Source organism: Christensenella sp. KGMB01412, assembly GCF_055522415.1.
In genome coordinates, this window is record NZ_JBVFVW010000008.1 from 42,371 (window position 1) to 60,745 (window position 18,375).

The 18,375-nt window shown below is 50.2% G+C and carries 16 protein-coding genes; 15 read left to right on the plus strand and 1 reads right to left on the minus strand.

The features are described from left to right. Nucleotides 1–145 precede the first annotated feature (145 nt). From hydE to mtnA, 13 genes are all read left to right on the plus strand, one after another. Entirely contained in the window at nt 146–1,141 is a 996-nt protein-coding gene (gene hydE / locus ACS5WU_RS11565) for a [FeFe] hydrogenase H-cluster radical SAM maturase HydE (RefSeq protein WP_059109468.1), read from the plus strand. A gap of 12 nt (nt 1,142–1,153) precedes the next feature. Beyond that, on the plus strand, nt 1,154–2,560 hold the full coding sequence (gene hydG / locus ACS5WU_RS11570) for a [FeFe] hydrogenase H-cluster radical SAM maturase HydG (protein WP_235811587.1): 1,407 nt from the start codon (nt 1,154–1,156) through the stop codon (nt 2,558–2,560). Between the two features lie 16 nt (nt 2,561–2,576). Next, nucleotides 2,577–3,758: a [FeFe] hydrogenase H-cluster maturation GTPase HydF gene (hydF, locus tag ACS5WU_RS11575; protein WP_320607188.1), complete on the plus strand. Its 1,182-nt coding sequence runs from the start codon at nt 2,577–2,579 to the stop codon at nt 3,756–3,758. Nucleotides 3,759–3,862: 104 nt separating this feature from the next. Next, nucleotides 3,863–4,339: a peptidylprolyl isomerase gene (locus ACS5WU_RS11580; RefSeq protein ID WP_046443763.1), complete on the plus strand. Its 477-nt coding sequence runs from the start codon at nt 3,863–3,865 to the stop codon at nt 4,337–4,339. 182 nt (nt 4,340–4,521) lie between these two features. Then, nucleotides 4,522–5,424, plus strand: coding sequence for a phosphate ABC transporter substrate-binding protein (locus ACS5WU_RS11585; protein WP_046443762.1), 903 nt, complete (start codon nt 4,522–4,524; stop codon nt 5,422–5,424). Nucleotides 5,425–5,544: 120 nt separating this feature from the next. Continuing rightward, a complete protein-coding gene (gene pstC, locus ACS5WU_RS11590; protein ID WP_046443803.1) occupies nt 5,545–6,480 on the plus strand; it encodes a phosphate ABC transporter permease subunit PstC in 936 nt (311 codons plus the stop codon). Next, nucleotides 6,470–7,357 carry a phosphate ABC transporter permease PstA gene (pstA, locus tag ACS5WU_RS11595; RefSeq protein WP_330697088.1) on the plus strand — a complete coding sequence of 296 codons (888 nt, stop codon included), beginning with the start codon at nt 6,470–6,472 and terminating at the stop codon, nt 7,355–7,357. Before pstC ends, pstA begins: the two co-directional genes overlap by 11 nt. 17 nt (nt 7,358–7,374) lie before the next feature. Further along, a complete protein-coding gene (gene pstB, locus ACS5WU_RS11600) occupies nt 7,375–8,130 on the plus strand; it encodes a phosphate ABC transporter ATP-binding protein PstB (protein ID WP_059109466.1) in 756 nt (251 codons plus the stop codon). 33 nt (nt 8,131–8,163) lie between these two features. Beyond that, nucleotides 8,164–8,820 carry a phosphate signaling complex protein PhoU gene (gene phoU / locus ACS5WU_RS11605; protein WP_046443759.1) on the plus strand — a complete coding sequence of 219 codons (657 nt, stop codon included), beginning with the start codon at nt 8,164–8,166 and terminating at the stop codon, nt 8,818–8,820. A gap of 25 nt (nt 8,821–8,845) precedes the next feature. Continuing rightward, entirely contained in the window at nt 8,846–9,529 is a 684-nt protein-coding gene (locus ACS5WU_RS11610) for a response regulator transcription factor (protein ID WP_235811586.1), read from the plus strand. 3 nt (nt 9,530–9,532) lie between these two features. After that, nucleotides 9,533–11,257, plus strand: coding sequence for a sensor histidine kinase (locus ACS5WU_RS11615; RefSeq protein WP_302761058.1), 1,725 nt, complete (start codon nt 9,533–9,535; stop codon nt 11,255–11,257). A 246-nt stretch (nt 11,258–11,503) separates the two neighbouring features. Then, nucleotides 11,504–12,235 carry a EutN/CcmL family microcompartment protein gene (locus ACS5WU_RS11620; protein ID WP_059109465.1) on the plus strand — a complete coding sequence of 244 codons (732 nt, stop codon included), beginning with the start codon at nt 11,504–11,506 and terminating at the stop codon, nt 12,233–12,235. 7 nt (nt 12,236–12,242) lie between these two features. After that, nucleotides 12,243–13,337 carry an S-methyl-5-thioribose-1-phosphate isomerase gene (gene mtnA / locus ACS5WU_RS11625; protein WP_302761061.1) on the plus strand — a complete coding sequence of 365 codons (1,095 nt, stop codon included), beginning with the start codon at nt 12,243–12,245 and terminating at the stop codon, nt 13,335–13,337. Nucleotides 13,338–13,401: 64 nt separating this feature from the next. Here the strand turns inward: mtnA and ACS5WU_RS11630 are convergent, their stop codons facing one another. Then, nucleotides 13,402–15,123, minus strand: a complete 1,722-nt coding sequence (locus tag ACS5WU_RS11630; RefSeq protein ID WP_059109464.1) for a phospho-sugar mutase — start codon at nt 15,121–15,123, stop codon at nt 13,402–13,404. Between the two features lie 276 nt (nt 15,124–15,399). Here ACS5WU_RS11630 and lepA point away from each other — a divergent pair, with 276 nt between their 5' ends. Both lepA and hemW read left to right on the plus strand, forming a co-directional pair. After that, on the plus strand, nt 15,400–17,205 hold the full coding sequence (gene lepA / locus ACS5WU_RS11635; protein ID WP_059109463.1) for a translation elongation factor 4: 1,806 nt from the start codon (nt 15,400–15,402) through the stop codon (nt 17,203–17,205). Nucleotides 17,206–17,215: 10 nt separating this feature from the next. Continuing rightward, entirely contained in the window at nt 17,216–18,346 is a 1,131-nt protein-coding gene (gene hemW / locus ACS5WU_RS11640) for a radical SAM family heme chaperone HemW (RefSeq protein WP_302761065.1), read from the plus strand. The last annotated feature ends 29 nt before the right edge of the window (nt 18,347–18,375 follow it).

Here is an 18,375-nt window from a genome sequence, read left to right on the forward strand (position 1 = left end):
TAATAGTATATAATAGAAAACAAGCAACAGACAATCTGACCACAAGGAGGAATCTGAGTGGGAGGACGGCCTTTATAACAATGATAATTTTTTGTTATGCTGTCCTTTTTTACAGAAGGGGCGGCATTTTTTGATTGGAGGGAGTATGGCGCAATATACGCTGGGAAACCATATTTTGGATACTGGCCAGCCACGGGCAGAGGTGCTGGCTGCAATCCTGAAAGACGATTCTATAAATGAGGAGCTTTTTTACGCGGCGAACAAGGTAAAAACCGAACAATACGGGAATCTTGTTTTTGTACGCGGCATCATTGAATTTTCAAACTATTGCAGATGCCTGTGCGCTTACTGCGGCATCAACGCGCGGATGAAGGATGCGGTGCGCTATCGCATGGCGCCCGACGAGCTTGTAGAGGCGGCGGTGGATACGGCAAAGGTCTACCGGACGGTTATCCTGCAAAGCGGAGAGGATTGCTACTATACCGCGGAAATGTTGGCCGGCATCGTCCGGCGCATCAAAGAAAAGGCGCAATGCGCTGTTACGCTGTCCATTGGGGAACGATCGCTTGAAGAATACCGTATTATGAAGCAGGCGGGAGCAGACCGGTTTTTACTCAAGCATGAGACGGCGAACGCCGCGTTGTATCAATCGCTGCACGGCGTACCGCTCGAAGGCAGGCTGGACGCGCAGCGCAGGATCAAGGGACTTGGTTTTGAGCTTGGCGGCGGGTTTATGGTGGGACTGCCGGGGCAAACGGATGAAATCCTCGCTCAGGATTTGCTGACGTTGGTACGCGAGGGCGTGGATATGGCAGGCATTGGGCCGTTTATCGCGCACCCGGATACGCCGCTTCGGGGCAGTGCGGATGGAAACGCACACAAAACGCTGAAGGTGCTTGCGCTTGCGCGGCTGCTTCTTCCGAAATGCCACCTGCCGTCCACAACGGCCCTCAATGTAAAGGGCGGCATGAAAAACGCTTTATTATGCGGCGCGAACGTTATTATGCAAAAAGCCACGCCGTATGAATATAGAAAGCTTTACGATATCTATCCCGGCAGGGATGCAAAGGATATACCACTCAGGGAGCAGTATGAAGAATTGAAGGAAAAACTTGCGGAACTGAATTTGACCGCAGAATAAGGGGGAAGTCAAATGGCTTATAACAGAATGGGAAAAACGGCAGCAGAGTTTATGGATCATGGGGAGATTGAGCGTACGCTCGCGGCTGCAAGGGAGCTTGCAAAGGACGAAAAAGAGGTGAAGCGCATCATCCACAAGGCGAGCGGCTTTGGCGGACTCACGCACGAGGAAGCGTCTGTCCTCAGCTTTGTGGAGGATAAGGAACTGATCGAAGAGATGTTTCGAACTGCCAGGGATATCAAAAAACATATCTATGGCAACAGGATCGTGATGTTCGCACCGTTGTATTTGTCGGACTATTGCGTAAATGAGTGCCGCTACTGCGGATATCATCATTCCTCGTGCATGACGCGTAAAAGACTGACGCAGGAGGAGATCGTTCAGGAGGTAAAGGCGCTTGAAAAAATGGGGCATAAGCGGCTTGCGCTTGAAACGGGCGAGGATCCGAAGAACTGTCCGCTTGATTACGTGCTGGAAAGCATCAAAACAATCTATTCCATCCACTTTGACAACGGGGCAATCCGCAGGGTGAACGTGAATATTGCGGCGACAACCGTAGAAAATTACAAAAAGCTCAAGGATGCGGGAATCGGGACCTATATCCTGTTTCAGGAAACATACCATAAACCAACCTACGAGCATCAGCATCCAAAGGGGCCGAAGAGTAATTATGAATATCACACCACCGCGCATGACCGCGCAATGGAGGCGGGCATCGACGACGTAGGGCTCGGCGTGCTGTATGGGCTTTACGACTGGCATTACGATTTCGTAGGGCAGATTATGCACGCAGAGCATCTGGAAGCAGTGTTCGGCGTAGGGCCGCATACAATTTCCATGCTGCGCATCCGCGACGCGGGCGACGTGAAGAAAACAGATTATGAACATGCGGTTTCAGACGACGATTACAAAAAGATCGTGGCGGTAATGCGTATGACCGTACCGTATACGGGCCTGATTCTTTCGACGCGCGAAGGCGGCGCATATCGCGACAGCGTCATCGAGCTTGGAATTTCGCAGGTCAGCGCGGGCAGCGCGACGGGCGTAGGCGGCTATACGCTGAAAACGCAGCAGCCGCAGTTTGAGGTGGAAGACCACCGCACGCCGATCGAAATGACCAAGGAGCTGATCCGCGACGGATATATTCCAAGCTTCTGTACAGCCTGCTACCGCGAGGGAAGGACGGGAGACCGGTTTATGCGCCTTGCAAAGGCGGGGCAGATCGGAAATATCTGTCAGCCAAATGCACTTATTACCTTAAAGGAATATGCGGTCGATTATGGCGACGACGAGTTTAAGCAAATGGCGAACGAACTGATCGAAAAACAGCTGCAGGAAATACCAAGCGAAAAAGTCCGCGACAAAGCGCGCGAATACATCGCGAAAATCGAAGCGGGCGAGCGCGATTTCCGATTCTAGGAGAAGGAGAAAACAGATGGTATCCAATTTAGACGAAACGCCACAGGCAAACCGGCTGCATATCGCCTTTTTCGGAAAAACGAACGCGGGGAAATCGAGCGTCATCAACGCGATGACCGGGCAGGATATCGCGCTTGTCTCAGATGTTGCGGGTACGACTACGGATCCCGTATATAAAGCGATGGAGCTTTTGCCAATCGGCCCGGTGGTATTTATCGATACCGCGGGCCTTGACGACACGACGGAGCTTGCACAGGCGCGGATCAAAAAAACGAACGAAGTTATCGACAAAACGGATATCGCCGTGATCATCATACGCGCGGGCGACGGGGACACCTCCCTTGAGAAAGAATATATGGAAGTGTTCCGCAAGAAAAATACGCCGTATATCGTTGCTTATAATGCGTTTGACGAGGGGAATGCGGGCAGCGTTGCTCCAGTCGGCAAAAATACGGTGGTGCTGAACGCGAAAACGGCAGAAGGAATCGAAACGCTGAAGCAAAAGCTTGCAGAGCAGGTGACGAACTACGAACAGCCCTCGATTGTCGGGGAGCTTGCATCGGCGGGAGACGTTGTAGTGCTTGTGATGCCGCAGGACATCCAGGCGCCCAAGGGGAGGCTGATCCTTCCGCAGGTGCAGGTCACGCGCGATCTTCTGGATAAGGGCTGCCGCGTGGTTTCCATCAAAACGGAAGACCTTTCACCCATGCTCGAAGAGCTGCGGCGTCCGCCAAAGCTCGTGATTACCGATTCACAGGTGTTCAAATATGTAAACGAGCATCTGGGAAAGGATATCCCGCTTACGTCTTTTTCTATGCTGATGGCGAAATATAAGGGCGATATCGATGAATTTGTGCGCGGGGCACGGGCGATTGCCTCCCTGAAGCCGGGCGACAGGGTGCTGATCGCCGAATCGTGTACGCATCATGCCCTCAAAGGGGATATTGCGCGGGAAAAGCTCCCGAACTGGCTCAGCAAATATGCAGGCGGCGCGCTTGCCTTTGATAACTGCGCGGGCCATGGATTTCCGGATAACCTAACGGATTACAAGCTGGTTGTGCATTGCGGCGGGTGTATGGTGAACCGCAAGAATATGCTTTCGAAGATTGGGTACGCAAAGGAAGCAGGTGTGCCGATCACCAATTTTGGCGTGGCGATTGCATTTTTAAACGGTATGCTGGAGCGCGTGACATGGTAAAAGCTGTTTGAAACGGGTGACCACTGTTTACAAAGAAACGGAAAGCAGTTATAATGCTTACAAAGGCAGGCGAGGCCTGTTTAATAATACCGGGAGGCAAAATAATGGTTGTAATCAAGATCAAAGGCGGCGGCACAATCAAGATTAAGCTGGATGAAAAAGCAGCGCCGAAAACGGTAGAGAATTTCAAAAAACTGGTAAATGAAGGATTTTATGACGGTTTGATTTTCCATAGGGTTATCAAAGGATTTATGATTCAGGGAGGATGTCCCAAAGGAAACGGCACAGGCGGGCCGGGCTATTGCATCGAAGGGGAGTTCTCTTCGAACGGCGTGGAGAATGAGCTGAAGCATAAACGCGGAACAATCTCCATGGCGCGCAGTATGGATCCCAATTCCGCAGGTTCGCAGTTTTTCATCATGCACGCGGACGCACCTCATCTTGACGGACAATACGCGGCGTTTGGCAAGGTCGTTGAAGGCATGGATATTGTCGATGAGATCGCCGGCATGAAAACAGATTTTTCCGATAAGCCGGTTGCGGATATCGTGATGGAAAAGGTGACGATCGAAGAAGAATAATGGCTCAAATAACGCTAAAAGCTGAAAACCCCTGCAGATGATGCAGGGGTTTTTGTTATGCTTTTTGATTTTACATGGATTTTACATAAACTGCCAGTCAATTTTACAATGCCGCCTTATAATGCAAATTGTGGTTAAGAAAATAATATATTTAAAATATTTATCACAAGGAGAGAACAGAAATGAAAAAAATTGTAATGGTAACAGCATTGGTGCTCTGCATGGTATTTGCTGCAGTAGGCTGTGGCGGAAACCCGGCGGCTCAGGAACCGTCCCAGGCGGCCAGCGAATCCGCTTCGGCCCCGGCGTCGGCTTCCGCTTCGGAGTCGGCAGAATCGTCGGCCCCGGCAGACACGGCAATTTCAGGCAAGGTATCCATGTCCGGTTCTACATCTATGGAGACCATCGCAAATGCGCTCAGGGAGGCGTTCATGGCAAAATATCCTGATGTAACGGTGGATGTGCAGCTTGGCGGCTCGTCGGTCGGCGTACAGGACGCGCAGAGCGGGAAATCTGATATCGGTAATGTTTCCAGAGAGCTTAAAGAGGATGAAACAGGACTTACGGAAAATAAAATCGCAATCGACGGCATTGCAGTGGTTGTGAACCCGGCAAACAAGGTAACGCAAATCACTTCGGAAGACCTTGCCAAAGTATACACAGGCGAGATCAAAAACTGGAAAGACCTCGGCGGGGACGATCAGCCAATCGTCGTTATCGGACGTGAAGCTTCATCGGGAACGCGCGGAGCGTTTGAAGAACTTCTGAAGGTGGAGGACAAGTGCCAGTACGCCCAGGAGCTGAACGAAACCGGCGCTGTAAAAACAGCGGTATCCGCAACGCCTGCGGCAATCGGATATGTTTCACTCGAGGCGCTTGACGATACGGTAGTAGCGCTCAATGTAGACGGTGCTCCTGCCACGGAAGAGGCGATCAAGGCGGGAGAGTATCCGCTCTCAAGGCCCTTCCTCATGGTAACTGCGGAAGGCGAGCTTCGCCCGGAGGTACAGGCGTTCATCGACTTCGTACTTGGTGCGGAAGGCCAAAAGGTTGTCGCAGACAATAAACTGATCACGATTTCATAAATTTCCTCTTATGAAGAATAAAGAAAGAGACGCAGAGGAGTCTGCGTCTCTTTCGGCGGTTGTGGAAGGCGAAACATGGCGCGTTCCAAAACGATGGGAAAAAGGAGTGAAAAAGCAGAAATGAATGTCAGTGCGACAATCATGGGTGGAAGGAAGACAAAGACCGCCCTTGAAAAAACAATGAAAGGCGTTTTTATTGCGTGCGGCGCGTTTGCGGTGGTGGCGGTGCTGGTCATCACGATTTATATGGTCGTATCCGGCGCCCCGGCGATGTTCCAGATAGGTCTTAAAGATTTTCTGTTTGGTACGGAATGGGCGCCTACGGCTGCGGATCCAAAATTCGGCATCCTGCCCATGATACTCACCTCGCTGGTAGGTACGGGAATCACAATCGCGGTCGGCGTTCCGATTGCGCTTATGGCAGCGGTTTTTGTCTCGGAAGTGGCACATAAAAAGCTTGCCGGGATCGTAAAACCCGCAATCGAGCTTTTGGCAGGAATCCCTTCAGTGGTATACGGACTTTTGGGAATGATTATATTGGTTCCTCAGGTATCCAAGCTCGAAATGCTTTTGTATGCCAACGATCCGACGCATGCCTTTACCGGCGGCGCAAATCTGCTTTCAGGCGTTGTGGTGCTTACGATCATGATTTTACCAACAGTGGTCAATATCAGCATTACTTCTTTGAAAGCAGTTCCAAGGGAATACATGGAGGCGTCTCTTGCAACCGGTGCCACCAAAATGCAGACGATCTTTAAGGTGCAGATACCGGCGGCAAAATCGGGAATTATCACAGGCGTTGTGCTGGGCATTGGCCGGGCGCTCGGCGAGGCAATGGCAATCATCCTTGTGTCAGGCAACGTTGTAAATATGCCGGGGCTGTTTAACAGCGTCCGGTTCCTGACGACGGGTATTGTGTCAGAGATGAGCTATGCGTCCGGGCTCCACAGGGAGGCGCTTTTCAGTATCGGGCTTGTTCTGTTTATATTTATTATGGTCATTAACGTTATTTTGAATACGTTACTGAAAAAGGAGGCTGCGGGAAATGAAAAGTAGTGCGGAAAAGCTTTCCAACGACGTAAGCCTTATGAAAAAAAAGCGCCGCCCCAAGGATGGCGCGCAGCAGATCACGATTTATGCGTGTGCAATCCTTACGGTCGTTATCCTGTTTTATTTGCTTGTTTATATCATGGTGCGCGGGCTGCCGTCCGTAAATTGGGAATTTCTTTCCACCGCGCCAAGCGCGCTTAATAAAACCGTGGGAATCCTTCCCAGCATTATCAATACCCTGTACATGATTGGAATAACGCTGCTTATTGCAACGCCAATCGGAGTAGGCGCGGCGATCTTTCTCAATGAATACGCCAAACGCGGTAAAATCGTCAAGGTGATTGAGTTTACAACAGAAACGCTGGCAGGCATCCCTTCCGTATTGTACGGACTGTTTGGCGCTGTGTTTTTCGGCGTCACGCTGCAGCTTGGATACTCCATACTTGCCGGTGCGCTGACGCTTGTGCTGATGATCCTTCCGATCATTGTGCGTACTACGCAGGAGGCGCTTAAAACAGTACCAAACGAATACCGCGAGGGCGCGCTTGGAATTGGAACGACAAAGTGGCACATGATCCGCACGATCATCCTGCCGGGCGCGATTCCGGGAATCATTACGGCCGTGATCCTTGCAATCGGCAGGATCGTGGGTGAATCGGCAGCGCTGCTTTTTACGTCGGGGATTGGAACCAATATGCCCGCCAATTTCTTTGGGCATATGATGGAATCGGGCGCAACGCTCACCGTGCAGCTCTACACATACGCGGCAAAGGGGCAGAACGATTCTGCGTTCGGGATTGCCGCCGTATTGGTGGTGATCGTATTGGTAATCAACCTGCTGACGAATTACCTGAGCAAGCGTTTCAGCAGTAAGAGGCAGTAGCGGAAAGGGGAAAAATCTTGAGTACTAAAATAGAAACAAAGCATCTCGATTTATATTACGGGCAAAACCATGCCTTAAAGGACATCAATATTGATATCGAAGCAGGAAAAATCACAGCCCTGATCGGACCGTCAGGTTGCGGAAAGTCCACTTACCTGAAAACGCTTAACCGGATGAACGATCTTGTGGACGGTGTAAAAATTACAGGAGAAGTTCTTTTGGACGGCGAAAATATATACGATCCCAAAGTGGACGTTACCATTTTGCGTAAAAAGGTAGGAATGGTATTCCAGAAACCAAATCCGTTTCCAATGAGTATTTATGATAACATAGCCTATGGGCCGCGTATCCATGGCATCAAAAACAGGACGGATCTTGATGAAATCGTGGAAAACAGCCTGAAGGGGGCTGCGCTCTTTGAAGAAGTGAGGGACAGACTCAAAAAAAGCGCGCTCGGGCTTTCCGGCGGGCAGCAGCAGCGCCTTTGTATTGCACGGGCGATTGCGGTTTCGCCGGAGGTGGTTCTCATGGACGAGCCTACTTCCGCGCTCGATCCGATCTCCACGACAAAGATCGAAGACCTGATGAGCGAGCTCAAAAAGAAATTCACAGTTGTGATTGTCACGCACAATATGCAGCAAGCCGTCAGGATATCAGACAGGACGGCGTTTTTCCTGCTTGGTGAAATGGTAGAGTATAATAAAACAGAGGACCTGTTCAGTATGCCAAAGGATAAGCGTACGGAGGATTATATTACAGGTCGTTTTGGATAAGGACGGAGCATCAGGAAAAGAAAGGAATTGATTATGAGAAATAAATTTGACGTTGAGCTCGAGGATCTGAACCTGGACCTCATACGCATGGGCGCGAGGGCGGAAGAAACGATCACAAAAGTTGTGAGCGTGATTGAAAACTGCGATATGGAAGGAGCCAAAGAGATCATCGAGGACGACGACCTTGTGGATGCGATGGCGCGCCAGATTGAGAGCCGTTCCATGAAGCTCATCATGAAGCAGCAGCCGGTGGCGAAAGACCTGCGGATGATCTCCACAGCGCTTAAAATGATTACCGATATTGAACGCATCTGCGACCAGGCAGCGGATATTTCAGAAATAACGCTTTGCGTATGCAAGGAAATTGTGATCGAAAAACCAAAGCATATCCCCAAAATGGGAAAAACCACGGCGCAAATGGTTCACATGGCGGTGGAATCCTATGTGCACAGGGATATGGAGCTTGCCGAAAAGGTCATCGAAATGGATAACGAGGTAGACAGGCTTTACGACGTTGTCAAAAACGAGCTTCTTGAGATGGCAATCAGGGATAAAGACAAGATCGACCAGATTGTGGATTTTTTGATGATCGCAAAGTACCTGGAACGGATCGGCGACCATGCGGAAAATATAGCAGAGTGGACGGTATTTTCAGAAACGGGCGTGCATAAAGACAAACGTATTTTGTGATATAATATCCATGTGAGGTGATAAAGTGGCGACGATCATGATTGTAGAAGATGACGCTTCGGTCAGGGAACTGATTGTGTGTACCCTCAAATCGGCGGGATTTGAGGTGCGGGCATATGAATGCGGCGAAGAGCTTTTGAAAAACTATAGCGAGGACGATGCGCCGCAGGCAATTTTGCTTGATATCATGCTGCCGGGTATCGACGGGTTTGAAGTATACCGGCGGCTTTCGGCGCAGGAAGGGTTCAATGTTCCTGTTGTGTTCCTGACTGCCCGCACCACCGAGGTAGATAAGGTATCGGGCCTGAACCTGGGGGCGGACGACTATATCACCAAGCCGTTTGGCGTACTGGAGCTGATCGCCAGGGTAAATGCGGTTATCCGCAGGGCACAGAAAATTTCTGTCAAACCGTTGCCAAAGGTGCGGGAGGCAGGAGGAGTCCGGCTTGATGCGGCGGCGCACGTGTTGTATGTAGATGGGGAAAAAACAGACCTCACCTATAAAGAGTTTGAAATACTCCACTATTTCATGCGCAACGAGGGTATGGTGCTTACGCGTGAAATGCTTCTCAATGAAATATGGGGCATCGATACGGATATCGAAACCCGTACAGTGGATATGCACATCAAGACATTAAGGCAAAAGATAGGGCGCTGCGGTTCGTACATCAAGACGGTGCGTGGCGTGGGATATCGGTTTGAGGTATAAAAGGTGAAAAAGAAAATTGTATTATTGACTACCTGCATGATGGTCATCGCGCTGGTGGTGACGGTACTGGTTTCCATGGCGAGCTTTAAAAGCACTTATACAAACGATGTGATTGCGGTCTTAAGGGGAAATATCAACGGCATGGAGCTCGCGATGGAGGGCAGGACCGATTATCAGCAGTTTGCGCAGGAATATCAGCAGGCATACGGCCAGAATAACAGGATCACGATCATTGCCGGGGATGGAACGGTGCTTGCGGATACGCAGGGCGACCTTGCGCAGGCCGAAAACCATCTGGACCGCCCGGAGGTAAAGGAAGCCCTTGCGGGCGGGTTTGGAGCGCAGGTGCGTTACTCGCAAACGACGGGTTCGGATATGATCTACGTAACGAAGCAAATGCCGGACGGGATAATTTTGCGCAATTCCATGCCGCTTAACAACGCTACGGCAATTATCAACCAGACGCTTCCCGCAGTGATCATTGTTTTTGTGCTGCTTGTGATTGTGGCGGCGGTGATATCCAATAAGATTGTACAGAATACGCTCATGCCGTTTACGCAGCTGCACGATTCCATACAGGGATATATCGACGGCGACAATAAGGAGCTTCGAATTGAAAGCCCTTATCCGGAGCTTGACGATATTACGCAGGCGTTTGGACGTATTTCAGAAAGCCTGAACCAATATATCGAGAAGGTCAAGATAGAGAATAAAAAGACGGCCCTTATCATAGACAGCATCAACGAAGGCCTGCTGATCATGGACGAGTCTTCCAACGTATTGCTGATCAACACCGCCGCCAAAGAGATATTTGGCGTGCAGGCGGTCGGGGCCAACGAAAATATTCTCCATTATGTGCGCCGCCAGGACGTGGTCTCCAAGCTTGAAAAAGCGCTCAGGAAGAAAAAGAACACGCGCTTTGAGGCGCGTGACGATATAAACGGCAAAACATACCGTTTTTATACGAGTATTGTGGATGAACCGGCATTTCTCGCAGGGAACAGCTACGGTATGCTGGTGCTGATCAGCGACGTAACGGATATTGAACTTTCAGAGCGGGTACGCAGGGATTTTGCGGCCAATGTTTCGCACGAGTTAAAAACGCCGCTTACATCCATCAACGGTTTTGCGCAGTTGATTGCAAACGGCATGGCGGGAGATAAGGAGAGTGTGGAATCTTACGCAAAGCGGATTTCAGGCGAAGCGGACAGGCTCATGGGGCTCATCAACGATACGCTGATGCTTTCGGAGCTGGAGCAGATCAGCATTGACGAAAATACAGAGGAAGTGAATGTGCGCGACGTTGCGGAGGATGCTCTGCACCTTCTGGAGAACAAGATTTCAGAAAAAGAACTTACCGTTAGCGTTGTGGGAGAAGCGAGCCTCAAAGCAAACAAAAACAGGATCAGCGAGCTGATGCTGAACCTGTGCGATAACGCGGTGAAATATAACCGGGAGAAGGGAAACGTCGATATCGGCCTTTCAGAGCAGGACGGTTACGTGACGATTACAGTAAAAGATACGGGAATCGGTATTCCCAAGGATGAAACGGGCAGGATTTTCGAGAGGTTCTACCGCGCGAAAAATTCCGGCGGCGCGACTGTCAGCGGTACGGGCCTTGGCCTTGCGATTGTCAAGCATATTGCTGCGCATTACGACGGGGAACTGGAGCTTACAAGCGTGCTTGGCGAAGGAAGCGCCTTCACGGTCCGGCTTAAAAAGGATTGATCGAAATTTTGCAAAGCAGTCCCGCCCGGATTTATCCGGCGGGGCTTTTTTGACTGATTCGGTTGACATTGGCAGGCAGAAATAATAAGATGAAAAGTAGAATTTTGTTGCAGTTTGCCAAATGGTTGCACAGCAAGCATTTGTTAGAAACTGTTATGCAGCGAACCTTTCCGGCGGAGCAGCCATGCGATGCCGCAAGTTAATACGCTGTAATTTGATTGATTATGATTTTAAAGGAGTAAAAATATGCGGCTGGCAAAAATAGTCGGGGTTGCGCAAAGCCTGACAAAATCAGACGAATTATATGGAACGGATATACTGATCGCAATTCCTGTGGAAGTGGATACGTTAAAAGAAAACGGAGCGTCTTTTTTGGTGATGGACAGGCTTGGAGCAAAGACCGGGCAGATCGTAATTTGTTCATCCGGCAGCGCTTCGTGGGACGGAATGGCTGCCGGAGCGCCGGATGAGCGCGTGGTGGCGATTCCCGAGTCTCTTGAATTTGAAGGCAAAAATTATTTCGAGCAGATTGCCGCACGTCAGGAGGAGCCGGAAGAGGAATATGTGACGGCGCCGATTCCGGATATTTACGCGGCGCTTGAAGAAGAGCAAAAGCAAACGGAAGCGGCGCAAGCGCCTGCTCCGGAAGCTGCGGCAGACCTTGTGACAGACCTCACAGCGGAATTCAAAGCCCTGCACGAAGAGCTTGACAGCAGCTACAGGGAGGAAGCGCCGCAGGAGCCTGTACCGCAGGTAACAAGCTCGGTGCCATATGAGGATTATGCAAAATACCTGACGACTGAATTCAAGCCTGTCGAAATCCCGGCAGATTCCTATATGAGGCAAATCGGCACGGAAGAGACAGGAATGCAGGAAGGTACGCAGCCGGGGCAAACGACAGATAAATCTGCGGAAAATGAAGAGCAGAAAGAAACCTTTTCACGGCTCGATAAATACCGCAACAGAAAGAAAAAATAACGATACTATGGGAGATTCAATGGATACGATCTTTGACATGGAAACCGTCGCCCTGGACGATGAAAACAGCGCGCTTCTGATTATCGACCAGACGCAGCTGCCCTATCATAAGGAAATACTTCACCTGAAGGACCAGGAAAGCATCTGGGATGCGATCTACCTTCTTAAAGTACGCGGTGCGCCGGCAATCGGAGTTGCGGCGGGGTTTGGTATCTATTTGGCGGCAAAAGAGATAGAAGAACAGGATTTTGACGCATTTTATGAAAAATTTAAGCGGGCGAAGGACTACCTTGATTCGGCTAGGCCAACTGCGGTAAACCTTTCGTGGGCCCTGAACCGCATGGACGCGGTTGTTCTTGCCAACCGCGAAAAAACAGTCGGGCAGATTAAGCAGCTGTTGCTCGCAGAGGCAAACGAAATCAAGCGCGAGGATATCCGGGTTTGCAAAACCATCGGAGAGAACGGGTTATCCCTTTTAAAACCGGGCATGGGGCTGTTAACGCACTGCAACGCGGGCCAGCTTGCCACATCAAAGTACGGAACGGCAACCGCGCCCATGTATCTTGGACAGGAAAAAGGTTACGGTTTCCGTGTGTTTTGCGATGAAACGCGTCCACTCCTGCAGGGAGCGCGCCTTACTGCTTACGAGCTGATGGAGGCGGGCATCGATACGACGCTTCTTTGTGATAATATGGCTCCGTCCGTCATGCGGCAGGGGCTTGTGGACGCTGTGTTTGTGGGCTGTGACCGTGTGGCGAAAAACGGGGATACAGCGAATAAAATCGGGACCTCTTATGTTGCCATTGCGGCAAAAAATTATGGAATTCCGTTTTATGTCTGCGCGCCGACCTCCACGATTGATATGGACTGCGAGTCCGGCGGAGATATCCATATCGAGCTTCGTCCGGCGGAGGAAGTAACGGAAATGTGGTATGAAAAACGCATGGCCCCTGAGGGCGTAAAGGTATACAACCCAAGCTTTGACGTGACAGACGCGCAGTTTATCACGGCGATCATCACAGAATACGGCATTGCATATCCGCCGTTTGATGTTTCCCTTAAGGAAATCTTCGAGAAGAAAAGCAAGGCGCAGAATTATTAAAAAGTTTAAACAGTAAGGGCTGTGGGAATTTCTCCCACAGCCCTTTATTGCTTTGATGAGTTGTTCAGCTGATCAGTTTTTCGATCAGGTTCTCCGCACTTTCCTTAAGCTTTCCGAGCTGGTATTCCGCCTCCTGCTTATCCATAGAGGAGGTGGAAAGATAGGATTTCAACTTCGGCTCAGTGCCTGAGGGACGGATAATAAACCTGCCGCCCTCCAGCTCGAAATAAAGCACATTGGATTGCTCCATATCGATGGGCGTTGCTTTGCCTGTTTTAAGGTCGATGCGCTCCTGTTTCAGATAGTCGCGCACCGCGACAACCGGGAAATCACCGATTGTTTCCGGGTAATGCGCGCGCAGGGTTTTGACCGCGTTCTGTATCTTCTCGATTCCTTCTTTGCCATACAGCGTTTTAGAAATCACGAGTTCCTCGAACCAGCCGTATTTTTCATACATATCGATCAATACTTCGTAAAGCGTCTTGCCAAGGGAAGCATACCAGCATGCGGCCTCGGCGATCATCATCGCGGCCTGCACGGCGTCCTTGTCGCGGACGAACGCGCCCTGCAAATAGCCGTAGCTTTCTTCAAAGCCGAATACAAATTTACCCTTTCCGGTACGCTGCGAAAGCTTGATCTGCTCGGCAATGAACTTAAATCCGGTAAATACGCTGCGAAGCTCTACACCGTAATGCGCTGCAATGGTATCCACCATATCGCTTGTCACGATTGATTTCACCACAAATTCGCCGCCTGTAAAACCGGACTTTTTCTGGGAAAGCACATAATCCATAAGCAGGCAGCCGATCTGGTTGCCAGTAAGGATCACAAATTCATGCTCCGTATTACGCACAGCAACGCCAAGACGGTCGCTGTCCGGATCGGTGGCAAGGATAAGGTTCGCGTCCTTCTGGTTTGCAAGCGCCATTGCGAGGTTAAAGCATTCGCGTTCCTCAGGGTTCGGGGCTTTTACCGTCGAAAACGCCGGATCGGGATGCTCCTGCTCGGGAACGACGTGAAGACGTTTGATACCCAGGTCCTTCAGCACACGGCGCACCGGAACGTTTCCCGTGCCGTGCAGCGGCGTGTAGACGATATTGAGCGTATCTGCCATTTTTTTGACGACTTCAGGATGAATACACAAATCCTCAACTTTTTTGAAATAGATTTCATCGAGCTCCCTGCCGATATATGTCAGCAGGCCTTTGCGTTCCGCCTCGTCAAGCGGCATGGATTTGATATGGAACATATCGTCGATTTCTGAAATGTATTGCGTAATACGGTCGGAATCAGCGACAGGGCACTGTCCGCCGTCCTCGCCGTATACCTTATATCCATTGTACTCAGGCGGGTTATGGCTCGCCGTGATCACGACGCCTGCTGTCGTATTGAGCTCGAGGATCGTAAACGAAAGCTGCGGAACGCTATGGGGCGTATCGTACATAAATACGTTGATGCCGTTCGCGCACAAAACGCCCGCCGTCTCACGTGCGAAAAGGTCGCTGTTTTTACGCGTATCATAAGCGATTGCTACGCCCGCAAGCGGATCTCCATGTGCAAGGATGTTGTTTGCAAGGGCCTGCGTCGCGCGTTTTACAGTAAACACGTTCATACGGTTGGTACCCATGCCGATGATGCCGCGCATTCCGGCAGTACCAAATTCCATTTCTTTATAAAACGAATCCTGAAGCGTTTCCGAGTCTTTTGCAACGTCTGCAATCTCCTGTTCGTATTCAGTTCCTGCAAGGGCCTTTTTCCAAACCTCATAATTTTCCTGATAAGTCATGAGAATCCTCCTTGTATTTTAAAATCCAAACGCTCTGTTTTCATTGCTGTGCATATATCCGTATAATCAATCAGCGCAAATACATCGATCGGCAGTTGCGCCGCCTTTTCATTAACACTATTATTATAACACAATTATATTTGCCAACACGGATTATTTTGTTGATTTTTAGGGCGGCTGTCTGTATCATGATAATAGGACAGTTTGCCCGTATTTTTGTCGTGTGCGGATTTTTGACAGGGCGTCTGCCGGGGAATGGTCACGCAAGGAGAATCTATGAGAAACGAATACCAGAAAAATATACGTAATTTTTGCATTATTGCACATATAGACCACGGAAAATCAACGCTTGCCGACCGTCTGATCGAGATGACGGAAACAGTGGCCCAGCGCGATCTGAAAGAGCAGCTTCTTGATACGATGGAGCTCGAACGGGAGCGCGGAATTACGATCAAATCGCAGGCGGTGCGTATGATCTACGAATATAACGGCGTAGAGTATGAACTGAACCTCATCGATACGCCCGGCCACGTCGATTTTACCTACGAAGTTTCACGCAGCCTTGCCGCATGCGAAGGAGCTGTGCTTGTGGTGGATGCGAGTCAGGGAATCGAGGCGCAGACACTGGCAAACGTCTATCTGGCCATGGATAACAACCTTGAGATCATCCCGGTGATCAACAAGGTAGACCTTCCAAGCGCCCGCCCGGATGAAATCGCCAAGGAAATCGAAGATGTGCTTGGCCTCGATGCTTCGGATGCACCGCGCATCAGCGCCAAGAGCGGGGAAAATGTAGAGCAGGTGCTGCAAGCCATTGTAGAGAAACTGCCGCCGCCGTCAGGCGAGGTAGAAAAGCCGCTGAAAGCGCTTGTATTCGATTCTTTTTATGATAATTATAAGGGCGCTATCAGCTATGTGCGCGTGATGGACGGACGGGCGTGCGCAGGAACGCGTATCAAATTTATGGCGTCAGGCAGGACGTTTGACGCGACAGAGGTTGGCATGTTTACGCCTGAACTGATACCGACCAAGGAAATCAAGGCAGGCGAGGTGGGTTACATTGCCGCGAGCATCAAAAACGTCGCGGATACGCGCGTGGGCGATACCATCACGGATGAGCAAAAGCCTGCGAATGAGCCGCTCCCCGGATATAAGAAGATTACGCCAATGGTTTACTGCGGTATTTATCCTGCAGACGGTGCAAAATATGACGACCTGCGCGACGCTCTGGAGCGCCTGCAGTTAAACGACGCGTCTCTGATTTACGATCCTGAAGTGTCTGTGGCGTTGGGCTTTGGATTCCGCTGCGGTTTTTTGGGACTGCTGCATATGGAGATCATTCAGGAGCGGCTGGAACGCGAGTTTGACCTGGACCTCGTTACGACTGCGCCAAGCGTTTCCTACCGCGTGCGCCTTACGAGTGGGGAAGAAATTGAGATTGAAAACCCAACGAACCTGCCGGATCCCTCCCTCATCGAATATATGGAGGAGCCGGTTGCAAAGGTGGGGGTTATGACGCCGGATACGTATGTGGGCGCGGTGATGGAGCTGTGCCAGGAAAAACGAGGCGTTTTCAAAAACATGGAATATATTGAATCCACGCGTGTGCTGCTGCATTACGAGATTCCGCTCAACGAGATCATCTATGATTTTTTTGATAACCTGAAATCGCGTACCCGGGGCTATGCGTCCATGGATTACGAAATCAAGGGATACGAAAAGAGCGAGCTTGTGAAGCTCGATATCCTTTTAAACGGGGAAATGTGCGACGCACTGTCGCTGATTGTCCATAAGGATAGGGCGTATGGGCGCGGCAGGATGATTGCGGAAAAACTCAAGGAAGTGATTCCGCGCCAGATGTTTGAAATTCCCATTCAGGCCGCAATCGGCGGGAAGATCATTGCGCGCGAGACAGTGAAGGCGCTGCGTAAGGATGTGCTTGCAAAGTGCTATGGCGGGGATATTTCGAGGAAAAAGAAACTGCTTGAAAAGCAGAAAGAAGGAAAAAAACGGATGCGTCAGGTGGGCAGCGTAGAGGTGCCGTCCGAGGCGTTCATGAGCGTTTTGAAAATGGATAAGTAAAGGTTTTGTTATGCTTGGATTATATTTTCACATCCCTTTTTGCCTGAAAAAATGTTCGTACTGCGACTTTTTGTCGATTGATAAAAAAGACAGGATAGACGCATATATGCGTGCTCTTTTGAAGGAAACGGAGCTCACCGGGGCGATGTATAATAAGCCGGTGGATTCCGTTTTTTTCGGAGGAGGAACGCCGTCGCTGCCGGATGCGGGCTATATCGTTGCGGTCATGGACGAGCTGCGCAGGTCGTACACGCTCTATAGCGACGCGGAAGTGACGCTCGAGGCAAATCCATGCTCCCTTACGAAGGAGAAGCTTGCAGCCTACCGGGAGGCGGGAATAAACCGCCTGAGCATCGGATTGCAGGCGGCACAAAACAGGCATTTGCTGACACTGGGGCGGCAGCATACGGTAGAGCTCTTTGACGAAGCATATGATTTGGCGAGAGAAGCGGGCTTTACCAATATCAATATCGACATTATTTATGCGCTTCCGGAGCAAACGCTTGAGGACTGGGAAGCGACTCTTATCCATGTAATCGAAAAAAGGCCGGAGCATGTCTCCGCTTACGCGCTGGGGCTGGAGCAAGGAACCCTCCTGTATGAAATGGTTGAAAACAGGGAGCTTGAGCCTGCGGGGGAGGATATGGACCTTGCCATGTATCATATGGCACAGGACCTGCTTGCGGACAGGGACTATGAGAATTACGAAATATCCAATTTTGCACAAAGAAAGCGTGAATGCAGGCATAACCTCAAGTACTGGAATATCAAGGATTATCTCGGACTTGGCGCCGCGGCACATTCGTGTATAGACCGCCTGCGGTTTGCAAATACGTTGGATATTGACGAATATATTGCGAATTTGGGTACGGGAAAGCTCCATTATTCGTCATATGAGATGTGCTCGGATGACGAGCGGAAGATAGAATATATCATGCTGAAGCTCCGCCTGAAAAACGGATTTTCTTTTTTCGATTATAAGAGCAGGTTTGGGGAAGACTTTTTAGAGCGTTTTCGTAAAGAGGTGCTCCATGTATACGAGTTGGGCTTGATTACGCTTGACGATCGTGGTATTGTGCCGACAAGGCGCGGATTTGACCTGCAAAACCAGTTGGTTGCAGAGATGATCAGGAACTTATGAGGAATTTAAAGATTACATCAGATAGGTAA

Coding starts and splice junctions, on each gene's coding strand:
- ACS5WU_RS11630 (WP_059109464.1), bottom strand. CDS start 15,123: ATGACTTATCAGGAAAATTATGAGGTTTGGAAAAAGGCCCTTGCAGGA.
- pstA (WP_330697088.1), top strand. CDS start 6,470: ATGAAAAGTAGTGCGGAAAAGCTTTCCAACGACGTAAGCCTTATGAAA.
- hydG (WP_235811587.1), top strand. CDS start 1,154: ATGGCTTATAACAGAATGGGAAAAACGGCAGCAGAGTTTATGGATCAT.
- hydE (WP_059109468.1), top strand. CDS start 146: ATGGCGCAATATACGCTGGGAAACCATATTTTGGATACTGGCCAGCCA.
- ACS5WU_RS11620 (WP_059109465.1), top strand. CDS start 11,504: ATGCGGCTGGCAAAAATAGTCGGGGTTGCGCAAAGCCTGACAAAATCA.
- hydF (WP_320607188.1), top strand. CDS start 2,577: ATGGTATCCAATTTAGACGAAACGCCACAGGCAAACCGGCTGCATATC.
- pstC (WP_046443803.1), top strand. CDS start 5,545: ATGAATGTCAGTGCGACAATCATGGGTGGAAGGAAGACAAAGACCGCC.
- lepA (WP_059109463.1), top strand. CDS start 15,400: ATGAGAAACGAATACCAGAAAAATATACGTAATTTTTGCATTATTGCA.
- ACS5WU_RS11580 (WP_046443763.1), top strand. CDS start 3,863: ATGGTTGTAATCAAGATCAAAGGCGGCGGCACAATCAAGATTAAGCTG.
- phoU (WP_046443759.1), top strand. CDS start 8,164: ATGAGAAATAAATTTGACGTTGAGCTCGAGGATCTGAACCTGGACCTC.
- mtnA (WP_302761061.1), top strand. CDS start 12,243: ATGGGAGATTCAATGGATACGATCTTTGACATGGAAACCGTCGCCCTG.
- hemW (WP_302761065.1), top strand. CDS start 17,216: ATGCTTGGATTATATTTTCACATCCCTTTTTGCCTGAAAAAATGTTCG.
- ACS5WU_RS11585 (WP_046443762.1), top strand. CDS start 4,522: ATGAAAAAAATTGTAATGGTAACAGCATTGGTGCTCTGCATGGTATTT.